General features: G+C 42.4%; 21 protein-coding genes. 6 read left to right on the top strand and 15 right to left on the bottom strand.

All coding sequences use genetic code 11. The annotated features are described in order from the left end of the window. The first annotated feature begins 57 nt into the window (after positions 1-57). A complete protein-coding gene (locus tag FAM09_RS19085; protein ID WP_136578733.1) occupies positions 58-2,304 on the top strand; it encodes an ATP-binding cassette domain-containing protein in 2,247 nt (748 codons plus the stop codon). Positions 2,305-2,370: 66 nt separating this feature from the next. Here FAM09_RS19085 and FAM09_RS19080 read toward each other — a convergent pair whose 3' ends face one another. Next, a complete protein-coding gene (locus tag FAM09_RS19080; protein WP_208025606.1) occupies positions 2,371-2,865 on the bottom strand; it encodes a CAP domain-containing protein in 495 nt (164 codons plus the stop codon). A gap of 156 nt (positions 2,866-3,021) precedes the next feature. Between FAM09_RS19080 and FAM09_RS19075 the strand changes: the two genes are divergently transcribed. After that, complete coding sequence (locus FAM09_RS19075) at positions 3,022-3,981, top strand: homocysteine S-methyltransferase family protein (RefSeq protein ID WP_136578732.1); 960 nt, start codon at positions 3,022-3,024, stop codon at positions 3,979-3,981. 41 nt (positions 3,982-4,022) lie between these two features. On the opposite strand, the gene FAM09_RS19070 is transcribed toward FAM09_RS19075, so the two are convergent. From FAM09_RS19070 to FAM09_RS19045, 6 genes are all read right to left on the bottom strand, one after another. Beyond that, on the bottom strand, positions 4,023-4,406 hold the full coding sequence (locus FAM09_RS19070) for a VOC family protein (RefSeq protein WP_136578731.1): 384 nt from the start codon (positions 4,404-4,406) through the stop codon (positions 4,023-4,025). Between the two features lie 145 nt (positions 4,407-4,551). Next, positions 4,552-5,370 (bottom strand): AraC family transcriptional regulator, encoded by an 819-nt coding sequence (locus tag FAM09_RS19065; RefSeq protein ID WP_136578730.1) that lies wholly within the window; start codon positions 5,368-5,370, stop codon positions 4,552-4,554. 101 nt (positions 5,371-5,471) lie between these two features. After that, positions 5,472-5,957 carry a multidrug effflux MFS transporter gene (locus tag FAM09_RS19060; protein ID WP_136578729.1) on the bottom strand — a complete coding sequence of 162 codons (486 nt, stop codon included), beginning with the start codon at positions 5,955-5,957 and terminating at the stop codon, positions 5,472-5,474. A 507-nt stretch (positions 5,958-6,464) separates the two neighbouring features. Further along, positions 6,465-7,850 carry a jacalin-like lectin gene (locus tag FAM09_RS19055; protein WP_136578728.1) on the bottom strand — a complete coding sequence of 462 codons (1,386 nt, stop codon included), beginning with the start codon at positions 7,848-7,850 and terminating at the stop codon, positions 6,465-6,467. 100 nt (positions 7,851-7,950) lie between these two features. Continuing rightward, positions 7,951-8,118 (bottom strand): hypothetical protein, encoded by a 168-nt coding sequence (locus FAM09_RS31095; protein ID WP_208025604.1) that lies wholly within the window; start codon positions 8,116-8,118, stop codon positions 7,951-7,953. Between the two features lie 257 nt (positions 8,119-8,375). Then, positions 8,376-9,077, bottom strand: a complete 702-nt coding sequence (locus tag FAM09_RS19045; RefSeq protein ID WP_136578727.1) for a hypothetical protein — start codon at positions 9,075-9,077, stop codon at positions 8,376-8,378. A 104-nt stretch (positions 9,078-9,181) separates the two neighbouring features. On the opposite strand from FAM09_RS19045, the gene FAM09_RS19040 reads away from it, so the two are divergent. Next, positions 9,182-10,093, top strand: a complete 912-nt coding sequence (locus FAM09_RS19040; RefSeq protein WP_136578726.1) for a helix-turn-helix transcriptional regulator — start codon at positions 9,182-9,184, stop codon at positions 10,091-10,093. A 69-nt stretch (positions 10,094-10,162) separates the two neighbouring features. On the opposite strand, the gene FAM09_RS19035 is transcribed toward FAM09_RS19040, so the two are convergent. From FAM09_RS19035 to FAM09_RS19005, 7 genes are all read right to left on the bottom strand, one after another. Further along, positions 10,163-11,542 (bottom strand): UDP-N-acetylmuramate--L-alanine ligase, encoded by a 1,380-nt coding sequence (locus FAM09_RS19035; protein WP_136578725.1) that lies wholly within the window; start codon positions 11,540-11,542, stop codon positions 10,163-10,165. Positions 11,543-11,869: 327 nt separating this feature from the next. Further along, a complete protein-coding gene (locus FAM09_RS19030) occupies positions 11,870-13,438 on the bottom strand; it encodes an IPT/TIG domain-containing protein (RefSeq protein WP_136578724.1) in 1,569 nt (522 codons plus the stop codon). 42 nt (positions 13,439-13,480) lie between these two features. Next, positions 13,481-15,043, bottom strand: a complete 1,563-nt coding sequence (locus FAM09_RS19025) for an IPT/TIG domain-containing protein (protein WP_136578723.1) — start codon at positions 15,041-15,043, stop codon at positions 13,481-13,483. 42 nt (positions 15,044-15,085) lie between these two features. Continuing rightward, positions 15,086-16,648, bottom strand: a complete 1,563-nt coding sequence (locus FAM09_RS19020) for an IPT/TIG domain-containing protein (protein WP_136578722.1) — start codon at positions 16,646-16,648, stop codon at positions 15,086-15,088. 86 nt (positions 16,649-16,734) lie between these two features. Beyond that, positions 16,735-17,859: a T9SS type A sorting domain-containing protein gene (locus FAM09_RS19015; protein WP_166437202.1), complete on the bottom strand. Its 1,125-nt coding sequence runs from the start codon at positions 17,857-17,859 to the stop codon at positions 16,735-16,737. Between the two features lie 44 nt (positions 17,860-17,903). Further along, positions 17,904-19,229: a tail fiber domain-containing protein gene (locus tag FAM09_RS19010; protein WP_136578720.1), complete on the bottom strand. Its 1,326-nt coding sequence runs from the start codon at positions 19,227-19,229 to the stop codon at positions 17,904-17,906. Positions 19,230-19,259: 30 nt separating this feature from the next. Beyond that, on the bottom strand, positions 19,260-20,678 hold the full coding sequence (locus FAM09_RS19005; protein WP_136578719.1) for a tail fiber domain-containing protein: 1,419 nt from the start codon (positions 20,676-20,678) through the stop codon (positions 19,260-19,262). A 401-nt stretch (positions 20,679-21,079) separates the two neighbouring features. Here FAM09_RS19005 and FAM09_RS19000 point away from each other — a divergent pair, with 401 nt between their 5' ends. Further along, a complete protein-coding gene (locus FAM09_RS19000) occupies positions 21,080-24,127 on the top strand; it encodes a sensor histidine kinase (protein ID WP_136578718.1) in 3,048 nt (1,015 codons plus the stop codon). 6 nt (positions 24,128-24,133) lie between these two features. Beyond that, a complete protein-coding gene (locus FAM09_RS18995; protein WP_136578717.1) occupies positions 24,134-24,889 on the top strand; it encodes a LytR/AlgR family response regulator transcription factor in 756 nt (251 codons plus the stop codon). Positions 24,890-25,030: 141 nt separating this feature from the next. Here FAM09_RS18995 and FAM09_RS18990 read toward each other — a convergent pair whose 3' ends face one another. Beyond that, the gene (locus FAM09_RS18990) at positions 25,031-25,408 is read right to left on the bottom strand and encodes a SnoaL-like domain-containing protein (RefSeq protein ID WP_136578716.1); all 378 of its coding nucleotides are present in this window, start codon (positions 25,406-25,408) and stop codon (positions 25,031-25,033) included. Between the two features lie 201 nt (positions 25,409-25,609). Here FAM09_RS18990 and FAM09_RS18985 point away from each other — a divergent pair, with 201 nt between their 5' ends. Beyond that, positions 25,610-25,822 carry a hypothetical protein gene (locus FAM09_RS18985; RefSeq protein ID WP_136578715.1) on the top strand — a complete coding sequence of 71 codons (213 nt, stop codon included), beginning with the start codon at positions 25,610-25,612 and terminating at the stop codon, positions 25,820-25,822. Positions 25,823-25,901 lie beyond the last annotated feature (79 nt).

The raw sequence follows: 25,901 nt of genomic DNA, 5'->3' as shown, positions 1-25,901 counted from the left end.
CTTTCGTTTAAGCCTCAGCCGTTATAAGTCAATTCACAAACAGTAAAAAAAAGTATCATGCATCAGGAATACATTGAAATACGTGGTGCTCGTGAGAACAACCTTAGGGATGTTTCACTGAAAATCCCCAAGCGGAAGATCACCATTTTTACAGGGGTATCGGGGTCAGGAAAATCTTCAATTGTATTTGACACCATTGCCACTGAAGGCCGGCGCCAGTTATATGAAAACTTTAGCATGTTTGTCAGGAATTTTTTGCCGCGTTACGCGCCTCCCCATGCTGATGCGATTGAGAATTTAAGCATGCCTATTATAGTAGATCAGAAAAGACTGGGCGGTGGCTCTACTTCTACGATGGGGACCATTACCGACATTGCGCCGGTACTACGTTTGTTGTATTCACGGATCGGCAAACCGCATGCTGGTTATTCAAATGTATTTTCATTTAATGACCCACAAGGGATGTGCCCTGAATGTAATGGCCTCGGGAAAAAGATGGGCGTTATTGCCGATTCTTTTATTGACAAAAACAAATCGCTCAATGAGGGCGCTATTCAGGTGCCGGTTTTTGCTTCCTGGGAAATTGCTATGTATGCCAGCTCCGGATTTTTTGATAATGATAAAAAACTGAAAGATTATACAAAAGAAGAAATGGACCTGCTGTTGTACAGCAAGCCACAAAAAGTAAAGACACAGTTTGGCGGCGGAACCATCAATGTTACCTATATGGGCATTATTGAAAAGTTTACCAAAGCCTATATTAAAAGAGATATCAAAACCCTTTCAGAACGCACACAAAAAAAGGTAGCACCCTACATTGGTTTTGGGCCTTGTTCATTATGCAAAGGCGCAAGACTGAACCAGGCTGCATTGAACTGTAAAATAAATGGAAAGAACATTGCCGAGCTATCTTCCATGGAGATCACTGACCTGCTCCCAATCCTTGAAAAGATCACCGATCCCGTAGCAGCGCCAATGCTGGCCACATTAAAGGAAAGGCTGCAACACATAGTGGATATTGGTGTGGGTTACCTTAGCCTCGACCGGGAGACCAGTACTTTATCGGGTGGAGAATCGCAACGGATTAAAATGGTAAAGCACCTTAGCAGCAGCCTGGTAGATGTAATGTATATATTCGACGAGCCCAGTGTGGGCCTGCACCCGCGCGATGTACATCGCCTGAACGACCTGCTGCAAAAACTCAGGGACAAAGGCAATACGGTAATTGTAGTAGAGCATGATCCCGATGTAATAAAAATAGCTGATCATGTAGTAGATGTAGGTCCGCACGCTGGAACCCAGGGCGGAAAGATCATGTTTGAAGGAAGTTTTGCGCAACTTCTAAAAGCAGATACGCTCACCGGAAAACACCTGGAGAAAAAAGGCTCCATTAAAGAAAGCTTCCGCAAACCATCCGGTACATTGCCCGTTGTGAATGCCTCCATTAATAATTTGCAGGGCCTAAATGTAAACATTCCCAAAGGCATACTTACAGTGGTAACTGGTGTTGCAGGTTCAGGTAAAAGTTCGCTGATCCATCACGTGTTTTTAAAACAACATACTGATGCTATTGTGATCGACCAATCGGCAGTAGGCACTACATCCCGTTCAAACCCGGCCACTTACACCGGCATTATGGATGATATAAGAAAAGCTTTTGCAACGGCCAATAAGGTAAGTGCGTCGCTGTTTAGTTTTAATTCAGAAGGCGCTTGTGAAAGTTGCCAGGGAACGGGTGTGGTATATACCGATCTGGCGTTTCTGGATGGCATTAAAACGCCTTGCGAAATTTGTGAAGGCAAACGATTCAAGGAAGAAGTATTGGCTTACAAACTGGATGGAAAATCGATTGCCGACGTGTTGAATTTATCTGTTCAGGAAGCGCTTGCATTCTTTCAACAAAAAGAAATTCAAAAAAAGCTACAGGCTATGCATGATGTGGGGTTGGATTATTTAACGCTTGGCCAGCCATTGAGCACTTTATCGGGCGGAGAGTGCCAGCGGATCAAACTGGCGAGTGAAATGCATAAAAAAGGAAGTATTTATGTAATGGACGAGCCTACAACCGGATTACATATGTCGGATATAGGCCACCTGCTTGCGATCATCAACCGGTTGGTAGATGCCGGCAATACTGTGATCATCATCGAGCATAATATTAGTATCATAAAAAATGCCGACTGGATCATTGATATGGGACCGGAAGGTGGCCATAAAGGCGGGCAGGTTCTATTTGAGGGCACGCCGACAGATCTATTAAATGCAGAACAATCGATCACAAGCGCTTATCTGAAGGCTGGTTAACAAATAATAGCCCGGGCCGATACCTTAAGCACCGGCCTGGGCCTTCTATATTAAATAACTTTGGAATTAATTAGCGGCGAAGATCTGCGTGAAATACAAAACGCCTTTCCTGTCAGCAGCAACACCAATCCCGGTATGATTGTACCTGCCTTCGATGTTCTGTTTATGCACTGGACTTTTTAACCATCTGCTTACTACCTCTTTTGCAGTGGTACTACCCATAGCAACGTTTTCTGCAGCACCGGAAACACCATTGAGTGCAGGCGTAATTCTTTTTATGCGGTGTTGAAAACCATTATGCCCAAAGGAAGTGCGGCGCGCTGCCATATTTTCACTATGCTTTAGCGCTTCGGCACTCATGACAGTATTCATTGTCATTGGGGGGAGTTTCTTTTTTCTTCGATACTCATTAATGTACTTAAGGATCTCATCTGCCATACTTACATTCACGGATGGGGCTGCGCCGGAGGCATGATACACTTTACTGGGCACAGCAGATTGAACAGGACTTACTTCAAAAACAATACAGCTCAAAAGGGCAAGGGACAAAATATACTTCATATTAAATAGGGTTGATCGCCGGCTCATCTGCCAATTTCAAGCCATAAAAATATAAAGGATTATTAATTTTTTACTTTCTGTAGAAAAAACCATTTAATAATAAGCAGTAACTTTAATAAGGCTTGTTAAGCCGGTTAACCACTAAATTAACACCAGATGGAAAGTATATATCATCCATCAGCCATTTTCCCACAGAAACACTACCTTACTGATGGCGGCCTTGAAACCACCCTGATCTTTAACAAGGGAATTTCGCTGAACTATTTTTCGGCCTTTGAATTGTTGCGTACAGAAGACGGCAGAAAGGCTTTCTCAGCCTATTACCAACCATACCTGTCGCTGGCAGAGCAATACAAGCTCGGGTTTGTGATGGAGACACCTACCTGGCGCGCCAGCGCTGACTGGGGCATAAAACTGGGATACACAAACGAGGAATTGTTTGACCTGAACAAAGGATCCATACAATTCATGCGGGAGCTCACCGAACCTTTTTCACAAACAGTACCGCACATAATAATCAGCGGCAATATCGGCCCGAGAGGAGATGGCTATAAAGCCGAAAACCAAATGACGGCCGAACAAGCCAAAGCCTATCACCAGGAACAGGTAAAAGCATTTGCATCGGCCGATGCGGATATAGTAACGGCCGTTACCATTACCTACTGCGATGAAGCGATCGGTATCATTAAGGCAGTACAGCCATTTCATTTACCGGTAGTAATTTCATTTACGGTAGAAACCGATGGCAAATTACCCAGCGGCGATTCATTGCAGGAAGCCATTGAAAGAACAGATAGTGAAACGGAATACTATGCAGAACATTATATGATCAACTGCGCGCATCCGCAACATTTTTTACCCCAATTGAATAAAGACGGCAATTGGAAAGATAGGATCAGGGGAATAAGGGCGAACGCATCCCTCAAAAGCCATGCTGAGCTGGATGAATCAGATACGCTCGATGCTGGTGATAAATGCCTGCTGGCAGAAGGGTATATGCAACTTTTTAATTTATTGCCTTCACTGAAAGTGATCGGTGGCTGTTGCGGAACAGATCATAGCCATATTGAGGAAATATGCAAGACATTGGAAGAACATGCAGTATTGAATGATTAAGGGTGAGCCCGCACAATAAGACGACCCCACCCAAAATAAGCCTATTGTTTATCCGGTTGCGTGTAAGTAACTATATCAATGCCTACACCATTCGGGTCCTGTATTGCAAAATGTTTATCACCCCAGGGCTCGGCACGAAGGTCAATTTTAATAGCTACGCCCATTTTCTTTAACTTTTGATACCACTCGTCAACATTTTCTACTTCAATTGTCAGGTAAACGCCCTTACCGGTAAACGCCGGTTGAAACAATGCCTGCTGCGATGGATGATCAGGCAGCAGAAAACTCAATTCAGCCTGCTTGTCTGGCGTGTGCAACAAAAGATAAAATTCGTTCTGGAAAGTGATCCCGAAACCCAGGATCTCAGTATAAAACTTCCTGGTTTCTTCCAGCTTAGACGTTATAATACCTGCATTCATTTTCATTTTACTACCATTTTTTTTGATTACTGAATTCTGGGAAAAAACAGCTGTTGAAACAAAAAGTATAATTGCAATAAGACTTCCTCTCATTATTTTTTTACAAATTTCCTCCTTGGCAAAAGGAAATCATTGTAAAAAACGGACATAATTATAAAATCTGCGAAGGAGTGCTGCCGTAGAAAGTTTTGAAAGCTTTAATAAAATGCGACTGATCGTAATAGCCGGCATCAAAAAAAAGCTTTTCACTTTTTAACAACTGTGAAGATGGTTTTGCTTTCAGCAAACTTTGAAAACGGATGATCTGGGAAAATGTTTTCGGGCTATCACCAATATAGTAATGAAATAGCCGCCGGAGTTGCCTTGGACTTAAACCTGTTTTAAGATCGCTTTCCAACTGAAGCGAGCCGTCATTTTTCAGGATTTTCAAAACGGATTCCATAAAGCGATGATCGGTTTCCGGACTATGAACTTTTATCCAGTCTATAAAAAAGGAATCAAGCAAGCTCACCATTTTTTCTACCGGTTGTTCGGGCTCAAAGTAACCCGCTATATAACGGGCCAGTTTAGGGATAACAAACTCTAACTTTTCGTATCGATTGCTTAACTCTTTGCCATTGATCGAAAATAAATGCGGGAAAGCCGATGGCAAAAAACGTACGCCAAAATAGTGGAATGACTTCGGCAAGGCAAACTCTGTATACTGCTTGCAAAAGCCCATTACATAACTTTCAGCCGGGTTGTACAGATCAAAATAAATATCCATACAGGCATCTGCAACTACGCGATATATAAAAGGCTGCTCCAATGGTTTTTGAGAAACCAATTGCCAATAACAATAAATATAAGGTTGCAGCAACCCGGATGGCATAAACTCCAGGTAGCTTACCTCGTTATCTTTTTCGAGTAAAATGGAAGGTTGAACCGGGTTGTATTGACTTCGAATGGCACCTATTATTTCACCACCCATTACTTTTTTTCAATAAAAGTAATAACAAATTACTATTGAAGAAAGCCATCGGGCATTATTAAAAACGTAATTCAGCTATTGCGATTCCCGGGTCTTCCCTTCTATGCCGCAACAGGTGCCGGCGACCTTTTTGTGTTTGGGTTAGAGACAGCACTTTCATTTGCTACCCATTTTATTTTTACGATCAATAGCAGCACGCCAATGGCCAAAACACCATAAGCCACGCCTAATGTCGTTTGGTTAGTGATCGTTAAGGTATTTACCAGTAAGGAACTTAAAATAGAAGTAACTACGGAAAAGCCACCGCCTACCAAACCAGCCGCCTTTCCTGCAAATTCCGGAAAGCGGGTAAGCGTGTAGGACATTAGATTGTTAAATATAAAGCCACCTGTACTGTGCAGCAAAAAAACGTACAGCAGCAGTGTAGGTAAACTTTGGTGATAAAAAGTGAGGGTTATCAACAAAACTACTGCTATCACTTGCAGACCGGAAGCAACCAATAATTTCTTTACAAATGGTTTTTTAATTAGTATTCTTGACAAAGTGCCTCCTGTTAAAACAGAAATACCAGAGATCTTCTTATCCATTTACTATTACAATTGAAATGGAAGAATCGTTTATGGTAATTCATCAACTAGCCACCACTATTCCTTTGCTGATAAAAATCCCATCCAAAAGAAACTGCAATATCGCCTGAAACAGGTTGATCGCGATGGCAAATTTGAGTACTCAAAAGTTATTTTACTGAACAGCGAGCGGGAAAACTCCATACGCTTATACCCGAACCCGGTGGTGAATACCCTTACAATTGATATAACCGAAGATATGGTTATTAAAAATATTCAATTGATAGATGCAAAAGGAACGCAACTACCATTTCAACCCATACGAACAAACACCTCCCTCACCTACAACTTATCAGGGCTTTCAAATGGATCGTAGTCAATAAAGATCATTACCGAAACGGACGTAATAACAAGACAGTTCAAGAAGTTGTAAGCCGTATATACCGCCCTTAAACAAAACCTGCCTGCCGGTGCGGCAGGCAGGTTTTATATTAGCCAGGGAAATCTTCCGAAGGAAACTGGGTAAACTTATAGTTTATTATAGATAACGCCCAGCTGATCTATCTCGTCACCAGAGTTGCCATAAAATCCGGTAATCTTATAACCGGCTGGCGCTGTGTAAGTCGCCGTGTTGGGCGTAGTGCTTCCGCCAGACAAAGTTCGGCCGAAGCTGGTGGTTAATTTGATATAGAATATACGGGTATGCCCATTGTATTGGGAAGAATTCAAAGTAACCGAATTGATATACTCCCCCGCTTGCAAGGTCAGTGATTTAAGCGTACCACCCGTTCCGCCATGCGAAAGGGTATTGCCGTCTTGCAGTGTAACGCCCACATTGTCTAAACGACTGCCGGCGCGAATGGAAACAGTTGTTGGTGCGCTGGTAGCTGTAAGGCGTGGGAGGTCGTTAAAAGGCGTGCCATGGGGGCCGCCAAATAAATCGCTCATACCAAAAGCAGTCTGCAGCACATAGTTCAGGTTAACAGTAATGGGCATATGATCAGACAATTGCGTTCCCTGTGCATTCACAAAATTGTGCAGCACATGATAATCGGAAGCGGTGAACTGAATGTACTTGCTGCCACGGTAATAGATCTTGTCAACAATTTCGCAGCTATCAGTTATATTGGGAAACTCGCATGCGATAGCAGGGCTTCCGAATGCGGGAAAAGAGCCATTTCTTACCAATGTTATCCAGGGATCAATTAAGCCATGCCTGTTTAACAACATGTTCAATGCACTGTCCCGGGTATACCGGCCATTGGTATCGCCGAAAACCAAAATGGCATTTCCGTCAGAATTGACAACGATAAAGTCTGACAACTGCTTCAAATTATCAGCACGGGCAGCAATAGAAGCCGCATCCGACTCAGCATTGGTGTGCAGGTTATAAACGTCGACATAAACACCATCAGCAATGCGTAACCGGGAATAGGTAAACCCTTTGGGAGTTAATGCATTTTCATTGAGCCTTGTATTCCAGGTAACACGTGTAAAGTCGGTAAAGGGAAAATATGACAAGGAGTTCAACCCGTCGCCAAAGGGCACACCGCCGCTGGTGGATGAGCGGTAAGGATGGGCATTGCCATAGTCGTACAGGTGGGCATGATAATTAAAATCCTCTTGCACATGTACGATATCGTAAGCATTAATCAGCCGACCTATTTCCTGGGTACTGGCTTCACGCGGGGTAGTGGCGCTGGAAATTATCTCTGGCAACCCGGCAACATTGTAGGTTAGAACAGAAAAACTGCCACCAGTAGCTGTAATTTGCCTGGCGCCGGAATGAGAAGTTACAGGTGATTCTTTTTCGTTATCTGTCAGCTGCGCTTGTTGTTTACTGCAGCTGGTAAAGGTAAAAGCAACTGAAACCACCGTGGCGGTGAGCCACGTTAGTAAATTTCCTCGTTTCATCAATCAATTTTTAAGTGTGAATTAAAGTAAAGGGAAGATTTACTGCAATGATACGCAAAATGTGTTGCCAGTTTTCTAGTAATAATTTGATAATACACGACTATTCTATCTTCACTACTCTCTCCTTTATTGAAGGAAACTTTGAAAAGATATTTGCATCATGCCCGGGGATAATATATTTTGGATTGGTTACTAATGTTTTCATTCTGCGCATGGCATTTATATACCCTTCCGGATCATACGTACCACCACTCGCCGGGAGTTGCATATGCTCCAAACTATAATACACCCATATATTGTCTGAGGCAAGAATTATTTTATTAACGCCCGTTTCAACCAATACATATTGTGAATTGAATGTGTGTCTTGAGCCGGTAAATACTTTTATTCTTTGAATTACTTCAACATTATCGCCGCCAACAAGCGATAATTTACCCGCCAGGTTTTTATCAATGATCTTTTGTACATCTCTTTTATTAAATCCCCCATTATATACAAAACCGGTTATTATGAGTTGAAAAATTGTTACATTTTAAGTCCGCGCTGCATTTGTTCCTCCCTAAATTTAAGCAGCCAGATGCCAATTGAACCAAAAGTTATGATAACAAGAGGTAAGTAAATTTGTGAATATAAGTTGCCCTGCAGCCATTTCACATTGAAATAATCACTTAACAACCGCCAGAAGGACCTTAACAGATCAACACCCAATACAAATTTGATCAGCCAGTTGACCTTTTGTTTCACAGGCGAAAATATAAAGAACAGAATGGCATAGCTACATGTCGCCGACAGGATCAAAGGAAAATATAAAGCAGACTGGATCGATTGAAATGTTTGGAACTTGTCTATGATAATTTTCAGGTCATCTGAATTGGCCGCCCTGGCAAGTTTAGGAAGAAAGAGCTGCGCATAAAATAATTCAGTTGAACGAAGCAGAATTTCCAGCAGGAAAAATATGAAATAGCAGATAAATGCCAGGATGCTCCAGAACCGGTTGTACATGGCTGCCAGGAAACAAATTACATATCGAATATACAGTAACCCAAACATTGCCCCAAACATCAGGTAAGAACGTATCAAATGCAAAGGGTGATTACCTTGTTGCAATTCTTCCGCAGCCGAAGCCGGTTCGGGAAACTTGTCAAATACATAATGCTGAAACGCCTGAATAGCTATATAGAGGAATGCTACTATTGCTGCACCAAGCCGGATATTCTTAAAATTCATAATAATAGATTATTGCCTGAAAATTAATTACCATTTTTTTATGAACAGCCCCCTTCCGGGAAATCCCAATAATGGATAACTTTTCGGCCTAAGATGCAACTGCTATGTATAAAGCATCTACCATACAATATTACCAGGCTATTGCCAACAGGGTCCATGAATATGTGGAAGCAAATATTCATACCGATATTTCCCTGCAACGCCTGGCAGATCATGTATTTGTTTCTTATTATCACTTTACAGATATTTTTGAACAAACCGAGCAGGAAAGTATTGGGAGTTATATTAAAAGATACCGGCTCGAAAAAGCCGCTTCCCTTCTATGGTATACCGACCTTTCACTGGCAGAAATTGCAGACAAGACCGGCTATTCAGGTAAACATGCATTTTCAAAAGCGTTCAGCGGACGGTTCAATCAAAGTCCGGGCAGGTTTCGCAAAGGACCGGTATTTATAAAGGATTCACCCAATGCCATAATGGACGGCATTCATTCAGCGCAGGATTATCTTGCACTCCTGAAAAAGGATTTTACATTTAATTATCGAATAGAAATTATAAATAATCAGTATTCGGTATGCAGGTCGTTACGAATGGTGTCTGCATTAAGTGAAAGTCGTTTCTCCTATAACACTTATCTCAAAAGGGTGATGAACGATTTTGACAACAAAGGGAATAGTCGTTTTATAGTTAAACCTTTCGATTCACTCAATTTCAGTGCTGCCGGAAGGTTTGCCATGCACCATGGCATACTCATGACGGGAGAAGAAATTAAGCATTTACCCCCTGACTGTCATGAGCAATATATTATCAGCCCTATAAAGGAAGGCGCCTATCTTGTATTCGATATTCCTGGTGACCCTACGGGTGATAATATAAGCGATTACACCACATTGTTCAGGGAAAACATTATTGGCTATAAGAAACTGTTCAGGCCTGAGGACTTTTTCATTTTCCTGTTATTGAGTAATGAGAAAGAAAAACCGGGGGAATTTTATATCTACCTGAAACCGGCGTGATTAAAACGAAAAACGGCGTTCGATTTGAACGCCATTAAAATCCGATTCGCAGTTCTGACCGGACAACTATTAAACAGTTAGTTTATTCCACACCTCTTTTGCAAACTGCTCTAATGACGGGTCTCTTGCTCCCATTAACAGCAGTACACAGTTGTTGGTCAAATGTGGCCCAACTGCAGCCAAAAAGTCATTTCTATCTTCAATAAAAAAGGCTGGTTTATTTAATGCTTTCAGATCGTTGATAAGATCATTGGCAGAAATATCTTTTACGGCTGTTCCTCCTGCGTAAAATATCTCGCTCATCCATATTTCATCTTCCGGGCGAAGTACACTGGCAATTTCATGCACGAAATCATTGCGCAGAAATCTTGTGGGACCATACCCGTGAGGCTGAAACCAGGCAATAACCTTTGGTGCAATCGGCTGACAAGCCTGGATAGCGGCAGCGCATTTTACCGGGTTATGCGCAAAATCATCTATTACCCATACCCCGTTCTTGTTTCCTAATACCTGGTTACGGCGGTAAATGCCCTCATACCTGTTCAGTGATTCAGCGGAAGTCGCCAACGGCACACCTGTTTGAGCGGCAAGGGCTGCAGCAGCAAGCGCATTCTCCATATTATGCTTTCCAACAAGATTCATTTTAAACGGCACGCCATTTATTTTAAAAGAAATAACCAGTCCATCCTGTGAAAAATCAGTGGCTTTATATCCTGCATCGCTACCATTCCATGAAAAATCCTGTTTAGCGGCCTGCGAAAATTCTTTGGCAAGCGGGTGCGACTGGTTTACCACAAACTTCTTTGAGTTCTCTTTATACGTTTTAAAAATGTCGAGCAGCACATCAATTTCTTTATGGTCCTTGTCAATGTTCAATAACAGCCCGATCTCCGGTTTATATTGAACAATGGAGCCATCGCTTTCGTCTGCTTCTATCACCAGCCACTCGCCTGCGCCTACTTTGGCATTACCAATCTTTCCCTGCTTAATAATACTCACCAATCCGGCCCCGCTGATAATGCTTGGCTGTAAGCCTGCGTATTCAAGAATATCAAACAACATGGCAGTGGTAGTGCTTTTACCGCTTGTACCCCCGATGGCTATCGTTTTTTTACTGGCGGCAATTATTGCCAGCAGTTCAGAACGCTTAACAATGGGAATATTCAGTTGCTTTGCTTTCTGAACTTCTGCTACCGTATCTTCTATTGCTGTAGAAACAACCACAAGGTCGGTGTTGTTAGTGATACCGCTCCCATCCTGGGGAAAACAGGCAATACCTTCTGCTTCCAACTTGGCTTTTGTTTCGTTGTATTCGTCTGCGTTGAAGAAACGGTCGCTACCCGAAACATTTTTACCAATTCCCTTGAGGTACTGGGCAATAGCGCTCATTCCGCTGCCGGCTATTCCTATAAAGAACGGGTTCTTAAAATCATTTATAGAAGAGATCATACTGCAATTAAAGGAATTTACTGCAACTTTTTGCGTTTTTTTGCCCACCTTAAATGACCTTCAAAGCAGCTATTAAAAAATTAAACCCCGACGAATGTCGGGGTCTTCAACCCACTAATAACTAATGTAGTTTAATTAAGCAGCGTTTCGACAATACGTTTCTCCCGGTAGCCTTCGGGTTGCTCATGAAACGATGAGTCTTGCTTTGCCTCAGGTCCATCTCCGAATGAGATCGGGATATTAAGGATATGGGGCTTTGCTAATTAAAAAACATTGTCTTTAAAAAACTGGTACAACACCAGAGCTATGAAGTTTAATTGCTATTTATTAATCCAGTAAATTAAACAGCCATAGGTCTACCTCAACAGTGCCATGCACACCACTCACGTCGCCGTCAGCACTATGTGAATATCCTGCTGCAATAAAATTTTTTCCTATGGTAGCGATGCCATAAGTAGTTTCTCCCCGCGTACCACCCAATGCTTTTTTCCAAACAACAGAACCTCCAGCATTCAGCCGAACTATCCAACTGTCGCTAGCAGTGCCATGATTGCCGGTTACATCGCCATCTAAACTATGTGTTATGCCTGCTACCGCACAACCTCCATCTTTTGCCGACGTTATCGCGAGCGCCTGATCAGCACTGGAACCACCCAGCGCTTTTTGCCATGCCATCGTACCATTTGCGTTTAATTTAACGATCCAGTAATCGTCCCTGCCATGATTACCGGTTACATCGCCATCTGTGCTGTTTGTATAACCGGCTATTACGCTACTGCCATCTGAAGCAGCCATGATTGAATGTGCAACTTCTGAACCGGTACCACCTAACGCTTTTTGCCATTCGATACTGCCGGCAGCATTCAGTTTCAGTATCCAATAATCATTACCACCGTGATTACCAGTTACATTGCCATTTGTACTGCTTGTTGAACCTGCTACCAGGTACCCCCCATCTGATGTAGTTATTAATGATCGGGCCAGGTCATCACCGCCTCCACCATACGTTTTCTGGTTGATAAGAGCGCCATTTTCATCCAGCCATACTACCCAATAGTCAATGCGACCACGGTTATTTGATACATTGCCATCAATGCTTGAAGAATATCCGGCCACTGTATAACCACCACCGGGATTTGATACAATAGAGGTAGCTTCATCATTCCCTGATCCGCCAAAAATACTCTTCCATACGATTTTGCCACTCGCATTCAACTTTATTATCCAGTAGTCACTTCGCCCATGATTGCCGGTTACTTCGCCATCTGTGCTGGTTGTATAGCCGGCCACAACACATCCTCCATCGGCTAATGCCACTATGCTGTTTGCACGATCCTCGCCGCTTCCTCCCAATACTTTCTGCCAGGCAATAGTGCGATCAGCATTCAGCTTTACTATCCAGAAATCGTAGTTGCCATAGTTGTTGCTTACATCTCCATCCGAGCTATTTGTATAGCCTGCTAGCAGATAACCCCCGTCAGAAGACGAGGCTACCGCAACACCAATATCACTGTTTGTGCCTCCCAATGCTTTTTGCCAGGCCATTTGATTTACTATAGTCAAGTTGCCGGAACTGGAATTTTCTTTTCCATTCACACTTACATATACTTTTCCACTGGTAGCGCCTGCCGGCACTTTAATGGTTAATGAAGTAGCGGAAGCTTCTAAAACTTCTGTAACTATCGTGCTGCCTATTCGAACCGAATTCTCGGTGGCAGTGGAGCTAAAGCCGTTTCCATTAATGGTAATGATTTTACCAATCCATACTGTATCTGCACTAAAACCTGTTATTGGCGGCTCTGTTCCTTTACTATCTTTTTTACAGGATAATAAACTTAACAGGGCAGCAACAATCATTGCTGTTAGTGCCGGGCGATTAATGATCATGCGTTTCATAGTTGATACTGATTTTTGATTTCAGAGATAATTTGTGATTAATTAATCTAATATTTTATACACCCAAAAATCCGCATCCCCATGCCCTCCACTTATATCGCCATTCGTACTTTTTGACATGCCTGCCACTATAAAGCTGTTGCCCGAAGCAGCAATAGCATAGGAATCATCTACCTGGGAACCTCCTACAGCTTTTTGCCATACTATAGCGCCATTGGTATTTAAACGCACTACCCAACTATCGTTACTGCCATGAAAGGCGGTAACATCGCCATCGGTACTGCTTGTAAAACCAGCTATGGCAAATCCGCCGTTTTGTGCAGGAGCAATTGAAAGAGCCTGCTCATCTGACTTGCCGCCCAGTGTTTTTTGCCATACGATAGCACCGCTGCTGTTTAATTTGGCAACCCAGCAATCAGTATTACCATGATTACCGGTAACATCACCATTCAAACTATTCGTATAGCCGGCTATAATTGTACCGCCATCTGAGGTAGGCAGCATTGATTCAATAGATTCGCGGTCTGTACCGCCATATGTTTTCTTCCATTCGGCATTACCAGTGGCATTCAGTTTCACCAACCAACAATCTACACTGCCATGATTGCCCGTAACATCGCCATCTGTACTGCTTGTTCTGCCCCCTACAAGATAACCGCCATCTGATGTAGCGATTATTGAATTGGCATAATCGCTACCAGTTCCACCGAAAGTTTTTTGCCAGATGATCGTGCCGCTTTCATTCAGCTTCACCACCCAAAAATCATAATCACCATGGTTACCGGTTACATCTCCATCATTACTTACTGTATATCCAGACACTACATAGCCATCTGAAGTAGCAATTACAGATGATGCCATATCAATATTGGATCCGCCAAGTGTTTTCTGCCATACAATAGCGCCAGCAGCATTCAGCTTAACGATCCAGATATCAGCGTTGCCGTGATTACCGGTCACATCGCCATTCGTGCTTAATGAATACCCGGCCAGCACGCACCCACCATCTGCCAGCGGAATCATTTTGTATATAAAATCATCGCCTGATCCACCAAAAGTTTTTTGCCAGGCAATTGTTCTGTCGGCATTTAGTTTCACTACCCAATAATCATAATTGCCATGATTACCTGTCACATCTCCATCTGTGCTTTTGCTAAACCCTGCCACCAGGCAACCGCCATCGGCTGTGGGCTCCGCCGATACTGCATAATCAGTATTATTTCCACCCAGCAGTTTATGCCAAACCAATTGATTTACGATAATTAGGTCTTTAGCGCTCGCTTTTTCTACACCATTTACTTTTACAAATACTTTCCCGCTGGTAGCGCCAGCCGGTATTTTTATTGTTAATGAGGTATTGGAAGCTTCTACAACTTCTTTAACTACCGTGCTGCCTATTCGAACCGAATTATCTGCTGCAGTGGCGCTAAAGCCATTTCCATTAATGGTTATGATCTTACCAATCCATGCCGTATCAACACTAAAACCGGTTATGGTTATTGCCGGTTCTGTTCCTTTACTGTCCTTTTTACAGGAAAATAAACTTAACAGGGCAGCAACAATCATTGCTGTTACCGCGGGGCTATTAATGATCATGTGTTTCATAGTAGGTACTGATCTTTGATTTCAGTGATAATTTGTGATTTATTAATCCAATATTTTATACAACCAAAAATCGTAATCACCGTGCACGCCGCTTAAATCCCCATCCGTACTTCTTGCTATTCCTGCCACTATAAAGCTGTTACCTGAGGCAGCAATAGCATAGGAATTATCCAGGTTAGAACCGCCCACTGTTTTTTGCCATACAATGCCGCCATTGGCATTTAAACGCACCACCCAGCTATCAGTACCTGCATGAAAACCGGTTACATCGCCATCTGAACTGGCTGTAAGTCCGGCTATGGCGAATCCGCCGTTTTGAGCAGCGACAATTGAATAGGCATGTTCATCTGCGGAACCACCCAGCGTCTTTTGCCATACAATAGCACCGCTGCTGTTTAATTTGGTAATCCAGCAGTCTAAACCACCACGAACACCTGTAACATCACCATTTAAACTATTCGTATAGCCGGCCATAACTGCGCCCCCGTCTGAAGTAGTGAGTATCGATTGCATAGCTTCACTTCCGGTACCACCGTACGTTTTTTGCCATTCGGCATTACCAGCAGCATTCAGTTTCACTACCCAGATATCCAGGCCACCATGATTACCCGTAACCTCGCCATCGGTACTGTTTGTTCTGCCCCCTACAAGGTAACCGCCATCTGAAGTGGGGGTTATATCAGAGGCATATTCGTTACCAGTTCCACCGAAAGTTTTTTGGCTAATGATCGTTCCGCTTTCATTCAGCTTCACCACCCAAAAGTCGTAACCTCCATGATTGCCGGTCACATCGCCATCATTACTGCCTGTATACCCCACCACCATATAACCACCTGGAATAGCAATAACAGAGCCTGGTCTATCCTGTCTGGAGCCGCCAAGCGTTTTCTGCCATACCATAGCACCAGCGGCATTCAGCTTTACTATCCAACAATCACTGTTGCCATGATTACCGGTTACATCACCATCCGTGCTTATTGTATACCCGGCCAGCAAACACCCGCCATCCGCCAGCGGTATCATTTTGATTAAATTATCATCACCAGATCCACCTAATGATCTTTGCCACGCAATAGTTCTGTCGGCATTCAGTTTCACCACCCAATAATCATAGTCCCCATGATTACCCGTTACATCACCATCGGTGCTTTCGCTATAACCTGCTATCAAATAACCGCCATCAGCAGTAGGCGCCGTTGATACTGCAAAATCAGTTTCTTTTCCGCCCAGCATTTTATGCCACACCAACTGATTTACGATAACCAGGTCTTTAGCACTTTCTTTTTCTACGCCATTTACCTTTACAAATACTTTTCCGCTGGTTGTGCCAGCCGGTATTTTTATTGTTAATGAGGTGGCGGAAGCTTCTACAACTTCATTAATTACTGTGCTGCCTATTCGAACTGAATTGTCTGCTGCCGTGGCGCTAAAGCCTTTTCCATTAATGGTAATGATCTTACCAATCCATGCCGTATCCGCACTAAAACCGGTTATTGCCGTTGCCGGTTCTGTTCCATTGCTGTCTTTTTTACAGGAAAATAAACTTAACAGGGCAGCAACAATCATTGCTGTTAATTCGGGGCGATTAATGATCATAATTTTCATAGTAGGTACAGATTTTTAATTTCAAAGGAAGGTTGTTTATTTATAGTGTAAGGGTTAGTACTATTTATGTGTTCTTTTATTACCTGTTATTTCTTTATAAGTTTTATAGCCCGGTTCTCAAATACGAGATAATAAATCCCAGGGGCATATTTGCTTACATTCCAGGGTATGTGGTTCATTCCTGAACGGCACCATATCTTTTTGGTTTGCAACAAATGCCCATACTGGTCATAAAGATTGATGGTATACTCTTTTTGGGAATCACTGAACAATGCCATCCTGAATTGCTCATGCAAAGGATTAGGATATACCTGCATTGTTGTTACCGGCTTGAAAAAAGCTAAGTTCCGAAGGCTGTCTGACTGAGACAATTGTTCTGGTTTACCAGGACCGGCAACACGTGACAATTGATCAGCAGTTTCAGGGCCCAGCGTATAACGGGTGAAATGATCGATGCCGGTTTTTACTACGTAGTTAGCTGTTACATCAATACTATCTCTTCCGTTCAATAACCAGTAATTTCCCAGATCTGCGCCCTTCCACAGCGTTAATGAAGATTCATTGGTCCCTGCCAGCTCTTTATCGAGGTAAAAAAAACGCAGCGTAGCATTTAACTGGGAATTATTGGACGCAGTGATTTGAAAATAACGCTGAATACCCTGCATGCCTTTGGTCAGCATTTGTTGTACATGCCGCCTTTCAATAACTACCTTGCCCAGGTTCGATAAACTGGAAATATCTACGCCAATATTACCCGGGTTTACTTCGAGTGGCGCATTCAGTTTGGTTGTTACCCGAATAGCGCCACCGCTGGTGCCGGTAACTGAAGACTGATTGCTTTCGCCTGAAAGAAATCCGTTCAGGTTGATGGTATAATTGTTCAATTGCAGGTTTCCTTTGATCATTGAAAGGGTATCGTTAATATTGATACTACCCCTCAACATTACGTCTGCCTGCCGGTTGATGATAATTTTGAAAAAGGAGGCAGCAGCGCTGCCCCCGAGCCATGATTGATCAGTACCTGCTCCGGTTAATAGGATAGTGCTTAGGCCAGGTTCAAAATTTCCATTGGTGATAAGGCCGGCGTTATTCAATACCAGTTTAACATTTCCGTTCAACACCACGTTAGCGCCCGGTGTAATATGTATGCCTTGTGCACATACCCCAATGGGCAATACAATTACCAAACACTTGTATGTTATCGCCCTCAAATAATTTTTTAATGCCATATTGGTGCTTATCGGTGAGATAATAATTATTTTAACTTTTGCAGCAACTGCTTTATTTCTGCAATTTCCTGTTCCAGTTTTTTATTCTTTTCACTTAACTCCTGAACGGCCTTTACCAGCGGTACTACAAAAGCTTCATAACTCAGGCTATAATGTTCCTGTGCTGTTTTGGGTTGAACGACCCCGCTGAAATTGTATCCGGATGCCACCGCAGCTTTCTCTACTTCCTGGGCAATGAACCCGCTGCGGCGTATGCTGGAGGCTTCATCATAAGCCGTCTGCAATGCATAATTTCCGTTACCATTTTCATTGGCAATACCAGACAGGCTGTATTGGGTGTTAAATCTTTTTACATCAAACTGGTAAGTAACAGGACGTAATTGTAAAATAAAATCAAGTCCTTTCACATCTTCCTTTACACTGTATTTGAAGCGGCCATCCGAAACAACTGAAAATGCTACGGGACCTTCAATACTGGTTACAGCGCTGTTACCAATCCGAACTTTGTTCGACGCGTTCACAATTGCTCCATAGCCAATTGCGGTGGCATTTGAAAAACTATCTCTGGTTAAAGAGGTGTTATAACCTATGCCTGTATTATATGATCCCGTACGATTATTATACAATGCCAGGCCGCCAACTGCCGTATTTAAACTACCTGTAGAGTTCACATACAATGCACCTGACCCATTTGCCACATTGGTGTTTCCCGTAGTATTGTAATGCAATGCATTTGCACCTGTTGCTGTATTGAAGTTGCCACTTCTATTGCGCATCATAGCTTTATCTCCGGCTGCAGTATTATAAGATCCGTTGTTATTGTAATGCAATGAAAGGTTTCCTGTACCTGTATTACAAATGCCTGGTGTATCTAACCGGTAAGCAGGAGTAAAAGTACCAGACTCATAACCCCAAAAAGTATTTTTACCTACGGGGTCAATAATACCTGCATTAACCGCATTTACTTTTATCCTTAAGGGAATTCTATTTTTGGTTCCTAAATAACTTGAATTAGAGTCACCAATATGGTTACCTCCCACCGACCAGCCGTACCCGGTTGCCAGGTTTTCCCAAACGGTGTATGAAGAATCAGGTGTAACCACAACCAATTGTGAACTGTACCAAAACGAATTGGTGGTTGTATCGTATACCAACAAACCTTTTGGTGCCTTTATGGCCCATCTGTCGGCCGAGCTCATGCGTGGAATCAATACTCCCTTAGTGTATGATTTAACATCAAGGATCGCTTTGGGATCAGGCAAAGAGCCATCTTCATTGATGGCTACATTTTGAGCCACACAAGGCGTCATAAACATTATCAGGGCCAGAAAAGCAATGTAATATTTTGTCATTTTTCCAGTTTTCATTTTTACTATTGGGCACTATTTTGACTTGAGCAGTAATTTTTTAATTTCATCCAGTTGCTGTTGCAGGGCAATTATTTTTTTATCCTGTTCTTCTATTTTTTGCTTCTGCGCAGCAATGAGCCGTTGTTGTTCTTTACTTAATTCCTGTACTGCTTTTACCAGCGGTACTACAAAAGCTTCATAACTCAGGCTATAATGTTCCTGTGCTGTTTTGGGTTGAATGATACCGCTGAAATTGTATCCAGATGCCGCCGCCGCTTTCTCTACTTCCTGGGCAATAAATCCGCTGCGGCGTATTCCGGTGGCTTCTTTGTAAGCAGCCTCCATTTCGGTATTCTCCTGTTTGATCTCTTTATTATCAGACCGGCCGATTTGAGTTTCGAACCGCTTTACATCAAACTGGTAAGTAACAGGGCGTAATTGTAAAATAAAATCCAGGCCTTTCACGTCTTCCTTTACCTGAAACTTGAATCTACCATCGGAGGGCACGGTAAAAGGCACCTGCCCTTCGATAACGGTTACGGTAGGGTTTCCAATGCGTACTTTATTGGAGGCGTTCACAACTGCACCATAGCCTATTGCAGTAGCATTGGAAACAACTGAGGCAACGTTGGCATCGCTTCCTATAGCAGTGTTATATGATCCGCCTACATTGGAAAATAATGCATGGTTACCGATGGCTGTATTATAAGAACCCGTGGTGTTGTTTTGCATGGAGTATATGCCACTTGCCGTATTAAATGTTCCACTGTTATTTTCATACAATGCCATCACGCCAAAGGCCGAATTTGAATTCCCCAACCAATTATTCTGAAGAGAATGCGCTCCGCTTGCTGTATTGGAATGCCCTATGGTATTTAAATTCAACGAATATGCACCTGATGCTGAATTACTATATCCGGTACTATTGAAATACAGGCAACGGTATCCGGTTGCTGTATTACCATATCCCGATGTATCGCCAGTATAACTGGAATTTCTTACCCCGGCTTCATAACCCCAGTAGGTGTTCATTCTCGAAAGTTGAATTTCACCTGCCGGCCGGTTATTTACCCTTATTTGTAATGGTTTATTATTTGTGGTTCCCAGAAAATAGTCACTTTCTCCCCGGTTGCCCCTTAACGACCAACCTCGTTCCGTTACCAGGTTTTTCCAAATAGTTCCGGTATCCTGTCCAATGCTGTACCAAAACGACATCGTGGTTGAATCAAAAACCAGTAAGCCTGTTGGCGCCAGTATACCAAGCCGATCATTTGTGCTCATACGGGGAATCAGTATTCCTTTACTATATGATTTAACATCCAGTATCGCTTTGGGGTTAGGTAAAGAACCATCTTCATTAATAGCCACATTCTGGCCAAAACAAGGCATCGTGAAAAATACTAATGCGATGCACCATGTATATACCTTTGTGATTGGGTAAGAATTTTTCATCTGTTCACTTTTGATTTTAGTTGATCGCTTTTCCTACCTATGTAGCTGTATTGAAGGACTTTCGCGCGCAAGTTATTCAGTAGATTTTTTTGTTGGTACCATAAACCAGTGAATAGCCTGTTTGAAGAAATAAGCGGCCGGGTTAAACTAATAAGCGGGAACAGGTACAACCGGTTTACTTAAGCAAACCCTGCCACATATGAATACTTTCTTTCTTACATTCAATGAAACAATTATTTTTGTTTGAAGTGAACAGTGAAGAGCATACCATTTTATTAAGTTAATAACCAGAAACTCCCGCGTATACCATTATCTGCATGCACCTGATTTTTTACCAGCCGCTTTTTAGACAACCCTTTACATACAGTTGTTATTTGTTGTTTTTTATTCTATGTAATACAATGGCAATAGGTCAGTTGAATGAAAAACAGTTTGTACGTTATACCATGCAGGATGGCCTGAGCGATAATACCGTGACCGGACTGGTACAGGATGAAAATGGGTTTATATGGATAAGCACGCCAAACGGTTTGAACCGTTTTGATGGCGGGGAATTCAGAAAGCCCGCTAATGGGAATGGCGTCATTGATGAAGTTTTAAAATTATCGGTCAATAAAGACCAGTTGCTACTTACCACAAGAAAAGGTATACAGTCGCTCAATACAACAAATGAACAGTTGACCGGTTATGCGCTGCCCGAAACGGAAAAGGGCAGCATTTATATAAACGATGCCTATTATGCCCTGGCAACTCCCGAAGGCAATGTACTGATGTCGAGCATAACCGGGCTGTATTCTTTTTCGAAAAACCAAAGGCTGAATTTCAGGCACGACAGGTACGAAGCCGGCAAACGCGGAAATCCGGCCTGGAGCCATGGCCGTGAAATTACCGCCCTCACCGGTGACCTCTATCTTCATTTCACCAATAAAGAAGGGATGTTCGTATATGATAACCGCCAAAAAAAATATAGTCCAATAACAGAATACAAAAATAAATTCCCAAACCTCGCTGCGATCAACAAGCTGGTGTTTAAACTTACTGGTACTATCGGCACAAATAAAATGGTGCTGCATAATAGAAGAACAAATGAATTGTTTTTTTATGATGCGCAAACAGACCGGCTTCAACCTTGCCGGGTACCGGCATCTTTTAAACAGGATATTGGCTGGCAAATGACGTGGTGTGCTATCAATGATACTACGGCCATTGTTACAAGTCAAAAAAGCGGCGTATACATCTGCTATTATAACAGCGCTACAGGAGTAATAGCTCCCAAACCGAAATGTTATTTTGAAGGGTTTTCCTGCACGGCTATCCTGAAAGATAATGAAGGCAGAATATGGATCGGTACAGAAAAAGGATTGTTGAAAGAGAATCTTGCAAAAAAGCCGGTAAAATCATTAGATCTCCGGTCCCTCTCGCTCAACAACTATAAAGAGAATTATGAGATCACCGCTTTTCACCGGCAACAAAATGACCTTTTTGTAGGTACTTATGCAAAAGATGGCATTTATATACTGGATGCAGTTTCGCTGTCCTTAAAACAAAAGATCAGTTTTGCAAAGCTTGATCCGGAGTGCAACGAGATCTGGAATATTTTACCAGTAGCGAAAGACACCTTATGGTTTGCCACCCAAAATGGCCTCGTATGGCTGCATACCGGAAATAAAAATTTTGGGTATGTATCATTGCCACCGGCTATACGATCATTATTGTACGAAAAACCAATTTCGCTTTCGTTCCAGGATTCACATCGTCACTTCTGGCTGCAGGGCGTATGGGGAACCGGCATTATACAATATGACCATGCTACCAAACACACCCGCATTTTTCAAAGCTCCGATACTGAAAATTATTTGCCGGTTAAAAGCGCCAGCTTTATTACGGAAGATGAAGATGGCAACATTTGGATAGCCGCACGCGGATTAACCAGGTGGAACCGGCAAACAAACCGGTTCGATACTTTGATGGAACGTTTTACCGGGATCAATAAAAATAATATCCACATTTCTTCCTTAACACGCAACCGGCAACGGCAGATAATTTTTAGCAACCGGCATAATGGGGTACTGTTTTTTAACCCGGCGTTAAATAAATATCAGCAGCTTACAACTGCGCAGGGCTTACCTGAAAATATCATCCGTGTTATACTCGCGCTTAACAATGATCATATATGGATAGCCAGCCGAAATTACCTGAGCACCTGGCACCAGCAAACCCAACAATTGATCAGCTATTCATTTGAAGACGGCATTCCGCAGGAAGGAGGCGTTCCGAACCTGCTGTATCACGACACGGTTGCCAAACGGATCTTCATAGGTTATGCTTTTAATTATATAGGTTGGGTTACTGACAGCATATTACATTGTGCGGCCAAAGACCTTCCTTTCTTTATTGATGCCATTAATACTGCAAATGGTACAAGTATATTGTATCCCGGCAATAAATTGAAATTGCCTTACTACGACAACGATATCCGAATTCATGTAGCAGCTATAAATTTTACAGATGCACAAAACAACCGCTTCAGTTACCGCATAGATAGTAATGCAGCGTGGGTAGCATTGGGTAAACAAAATACTATTAACTTCAATAACCTGCCACCCGGCAACTACACGCTGCAGGTAAAAGCGTTTTCTGCATCCAACCACTGGCTGGAGACGGTAAAGGAAATAACTATTATTATTCAACCGCCGTTCTGGAAAACAACCTGGTTTTACGTAGCAATAATTTTGCTTGCCGCTTTTCTTGTTTTTATACTTGTGCACTTTCGAATTCGTAGTATTCGGCACACGGCCAGCCTGAACAACCTGATAGCCATAACAGAAATGAAAGCACTGCATGCGCAGATGAACCCGCATTTTATTTTCAACAGTCTTAACAGTATCAGGGAGCTGATCCTGCAGAATGAAAACGATAAGGCTTCGCATTACCTGGCCCGCTTTGCACGGTTGATACGAATGAACCTCGATCATTCCCGGCATCATTTTATAACACTCGATCAGAATATACAATACCTGCACCGTTATCTTGAGATAGAGAAACTTCGCTTTGAGGATTTTATGTATGCTATAACCGTAGACAAAGAACTCGATACTACCAGCGTAGAAATTCCGCCCATGTTATTACAACCGCTGGTAGAGAACGCCATCTGGCATGGACTGAAACCCAAGAATGGAAATAAGAAAATAGATATCCGTTTTTTAAAACAACAGGGCCAGTTGATCTGTGAAATTGAAGACAATGGTATTGGTATTGACCATTCATCGGGAAGAAAACAACAGAACACCCATCATTCCGTAGGCATTGAAAACATTAAAGACAGGATCAGGTTGCTGAACTCAAAATATCATATTCACTGTATGTTGCAGATCACAGATACAGGCGGGAATGGCCATGCAGCAAGCGGCACCCTGGCCCGGTTAACCCTTTCACTAACTTATGAATAAAACACTATGACAGCAATTTTGGTTGACGATGAAATTAAAAGCCTTAATGCGCTGGTATTATTGCTTAAAAAAAATTGTGAGGAGGTAGAGGTAATCGCTACCTGCAATGATGCGGCTACCGCATTGGAAAAAATAAACAGGTTGCAGCCGGATCTGCTTTTCCTTGACATTTCCATGCCTGGCAAAAACGGTATCGAATTAATGCAGGAGCTTACCACGCATATTCCCGAAGTAATATTTGTTACTGCGTATGACGACTATATGCTGCAGGCGTTTAAATTCAGCGCAGTGGACTATTTGCTTAAACCGGTAGATGAAACCGAATTGATAGAAGCTGTAGACAGGGCCTTTACCCGCATCAATAAAAAGAAGAAAATGGAAGGGCTGGAAGTACTTATGAACAACCTGCGCCCGCAATTGCAGGCGCATGAAATTAAATTATGCGTTCCTTCACAATACGGGTTTGAAGTAATCCTGCTTCAGGATATTATTTATTGTGAAGCCAGCAGCAGCTACACCAGGTTTTATTTATCCAATAAAAAACAGGTGGTTACTTCAAAAACCATTAAGGAGTATGAATACCTGTTAGCCGACAATTTTTTTGTTCGGGTGCACAGGTCGTTTCTTATAAATCTGCGGCATGTAAGAGAATACCGACGGGGTGAGGAAGGCACCATAACAATGACAAACGGGCAGGAAATAAAAGTAGCAAAAAGGAAGAAAGATCTTTTTTTGATGAAGATGAAAGAATATTCTAAATAGGAGGATAGAAAGTTGGCAATTACTCATTGGCGTTGACAGGTTCATGAGCCGAAGCGAAAATGAAATTGACATGAAAACATATCGGCAGGTAGTAGAAAGAAAACAGGAATGAGCTTTCATTCCTGTCCCAGCCAAAGCTTCTTAATAAAAGAATTGCTCTAATACGATTTGCCCATCTTTCACTTCATACAGCATTATCTGGTTAATTTGTATTCTTCCGTGCCCCTGCACCGTGATATCTTTTTCTCTTCCTACTGCAAAATGATTACCGCTTACCAGAGGCTCGCTTGTATAAACTCTATGAACCGCCTCTATGCGTTTTACAAAGTCTTCGCCCTTTTTGCGAACAGCAGATTTGCCTTCGGCATAACCGAAGTACGGTGAATTTTGGGGGTCTATACTTCTTACATTGTCTGCAAAAAACTCCTCCTGGATCTCAAACCATTTTTCTTGCTGAGCAAGTTCATTGAATCGTGCCGCCACTTCCTGTGTTGTAAGTATCTTTTGTTGTGTTGTCATTGTTTTAATTTTTAATGGCCAATATGTTTTTATATTGAAATTTCTACGACAAATGTATTATCGGAATATAGCTTCTACCGGGTGTGATATGGACTTTATAAAGGGGAGATTTGGACAAGCAAATTTTATCCTTTTGAACTTCGGTGATGATTGCAATGTGTTGAGGCCCTACATTTGCATTATCATATAAAATCATACATTATGAGCGAATTAATTAACCAGATAGTAGAAAGAACAGGCATCCCTGCCGAACAAGCGCAACAGGTTTTAGGTATAGTTGCCGGTTTTGTTAAACAAAAATTTCCGCAATTTGGCGGTCAGATCGATTCTATATTAGGGGCCAGCGGGGAAGGATCAGACAATGCATCAGGTGGAAATTTACTGGGCGACCTGGGAAGCAAACTGGGCTTTTAAAAAAAGTTTTAAAAAAACCCGCATGCAATCAAGATTGTATGCGGGTTTGAGTTTCGGAACGTTTTAATTCGCAGTAATC

It is taken from the genome of Niastella caeni, from assembly GCF_004834005.1.
Lineage (GTDB): Bacteria > Bacteroidota > Bacteroidia > Chitinophagales > Chitinophagaceae > Niastella > Niastella caeni.
This window is presented reverse-complemented; position numbering and strand designations above follow the sequence as displayed.

What these genes read in the sequence shown, in the direction of transcription:
- FAM09_RS19085 (WP_136578733.1), top strand. Translation starts at nt 58, where the DNA reads ATGCATCAGGAATACATTGAAATACGTGGTGCTCGTGAGAACAACCTT.
- FAM09_RS19080 (WP_208025606.1), bottom strand. Translation starts at nt 2,865, where the DNA reads ATGAAGTATATTTTGTCCCTTGCCCTTTTGAGCTGTATTGTTTTTGAA.
- FAM09_RS19075 (WP_136578732.1), top strand. Translation starts at nt 3,022, where the DNA reads ATGGAAAGTATATATCATCCATCAGCCATTTTCCCACAGAAACACTAC.
- FAM09_RS19070 (WP_136578731.1), bottom strand. Translation starts at nt 4,406, where the DNA reads ATGAAAATGAATGCAGGTATTATAACGTCTAAGCTGGAAGAAACCAGG.
- FAM09_RS19065 (WP_136578730.1), bottom strand. Translation starts at nt 5,370, where the DNA reads ATGGGTGGTGAAATAATAGGTGCCATTCGAAGTCAATACAACCCGGTT.
- FAM09_RS19060 (WP_136578729.1), bottom strand. Translation starts at nt 5,957, where the DNA reads ATGGATAAGAAGATCTCTGGTATTTCTGTTTTAACAGGAGGCACTTTG.
- FAM09_RS19055 (WP_136578728.1), bottom strand. Translation starts at nt 7,850, where the DNA reads ATGAAACGAGGAAATTTACTAACGTGGCTCACCGCCACGGTGGTTTCA.
- FAM09_RS31095 (WP_208025604.1), bottom strand. Translation starts at nt 8,118, where the DNA reads ATGCAACTCCCGGCGAGTGGTGGTACGTATGATCCGGAAGGGTATATA.
- FAM09_RS19045 (WP_136578727.1), bottom strand. Translation starts at nt 9,077, where the DNA reads ATGAATTTTAAGAATATCCGGCTTGGTGCAGCAATAGTAGCATTCCTC.
- FAM09_RS19040 (WP_136578726.1), top strand. Translation starts at nt 9,182, where the DNA reads ATGTATAAAGCATCTACCATACAATATTACCAGGCTATTGCCAACAGG.
- FAM09_RS19035 (WP_136578725.1), bottom strand. Translation starts at nt 11,542, where the DNA reads ATGATCTCTTCTATAAATGATTTTAAGAACCCGTTCTTTATAGGAATA.
- FAM09_RS19030 (WP_136578724.1), bottom strand. Translation starts at nt 13,438, where the DNA reads ATGAAACGCATGATCATTAATCGCCCGGCACTAACAGCAATGATTGTT.
- FAM09_RS19025 (WP_136578723.1), bottom strand. Translation starts at nt 15,043, where the DNA reads ATGAAACACATGATCATTAATAGCCCCGCGGTAACAGCAATGATTGTT.
- FAM09_RS19020 (WP_136578722.1), bottom strand. Translation starts at nt 16,648, where the DNA reads ATGAAAATTATGATCATTAATCGCCCCGAATTAACAGCAATGATTGTT.
- FAM09_RS19010 (WP_136578720.1), bottom strand. Translation starts at nt 19,229, where the DNA reads ATGACAAAATATTACATTGCTTTTCTGGCCCTGATAATGTTTATGACG.
- FAM09_RS19005 (WP_136578719.1), bottom strand. Translation starts at nt 20,678, where the DNA reads ATGAAAAATTCTTACCCAATCACAAAGGTATATACATGGTGCATCGCA.
- FAM09_RS19000 (WP_136578718.1), top strand. Translation starts at nt 21,080, where the DNA reads ATGGCAATAGGTCAGTTGAATGAAAAACAGTTTGTACGTTATACCATG.
- FAM09_RS18995 (WP_136578717.1), top strand. Translation starts at nt 24,134, where the DNA reads ATGACAGCAATTTTGGTTGACGATGAAATTAAAAGCCTTAATGCGCTG.
- FAM09_RS18990 (WP_136578716.1), bottom strand. Translation starts at nt 25,408, where the DNA reads ATGACAACACAACAAAAGATACTTACAACACAGGAAGTGGCGGCACGA.
- FAM09_RS18985 (WP_136578715.1), top strand. Translation starts at nt 25,610, where the DNA reads ATGAGCGAATTAATTAACCAGATAGTAGAAAGAACAGGCATCCCTGCC.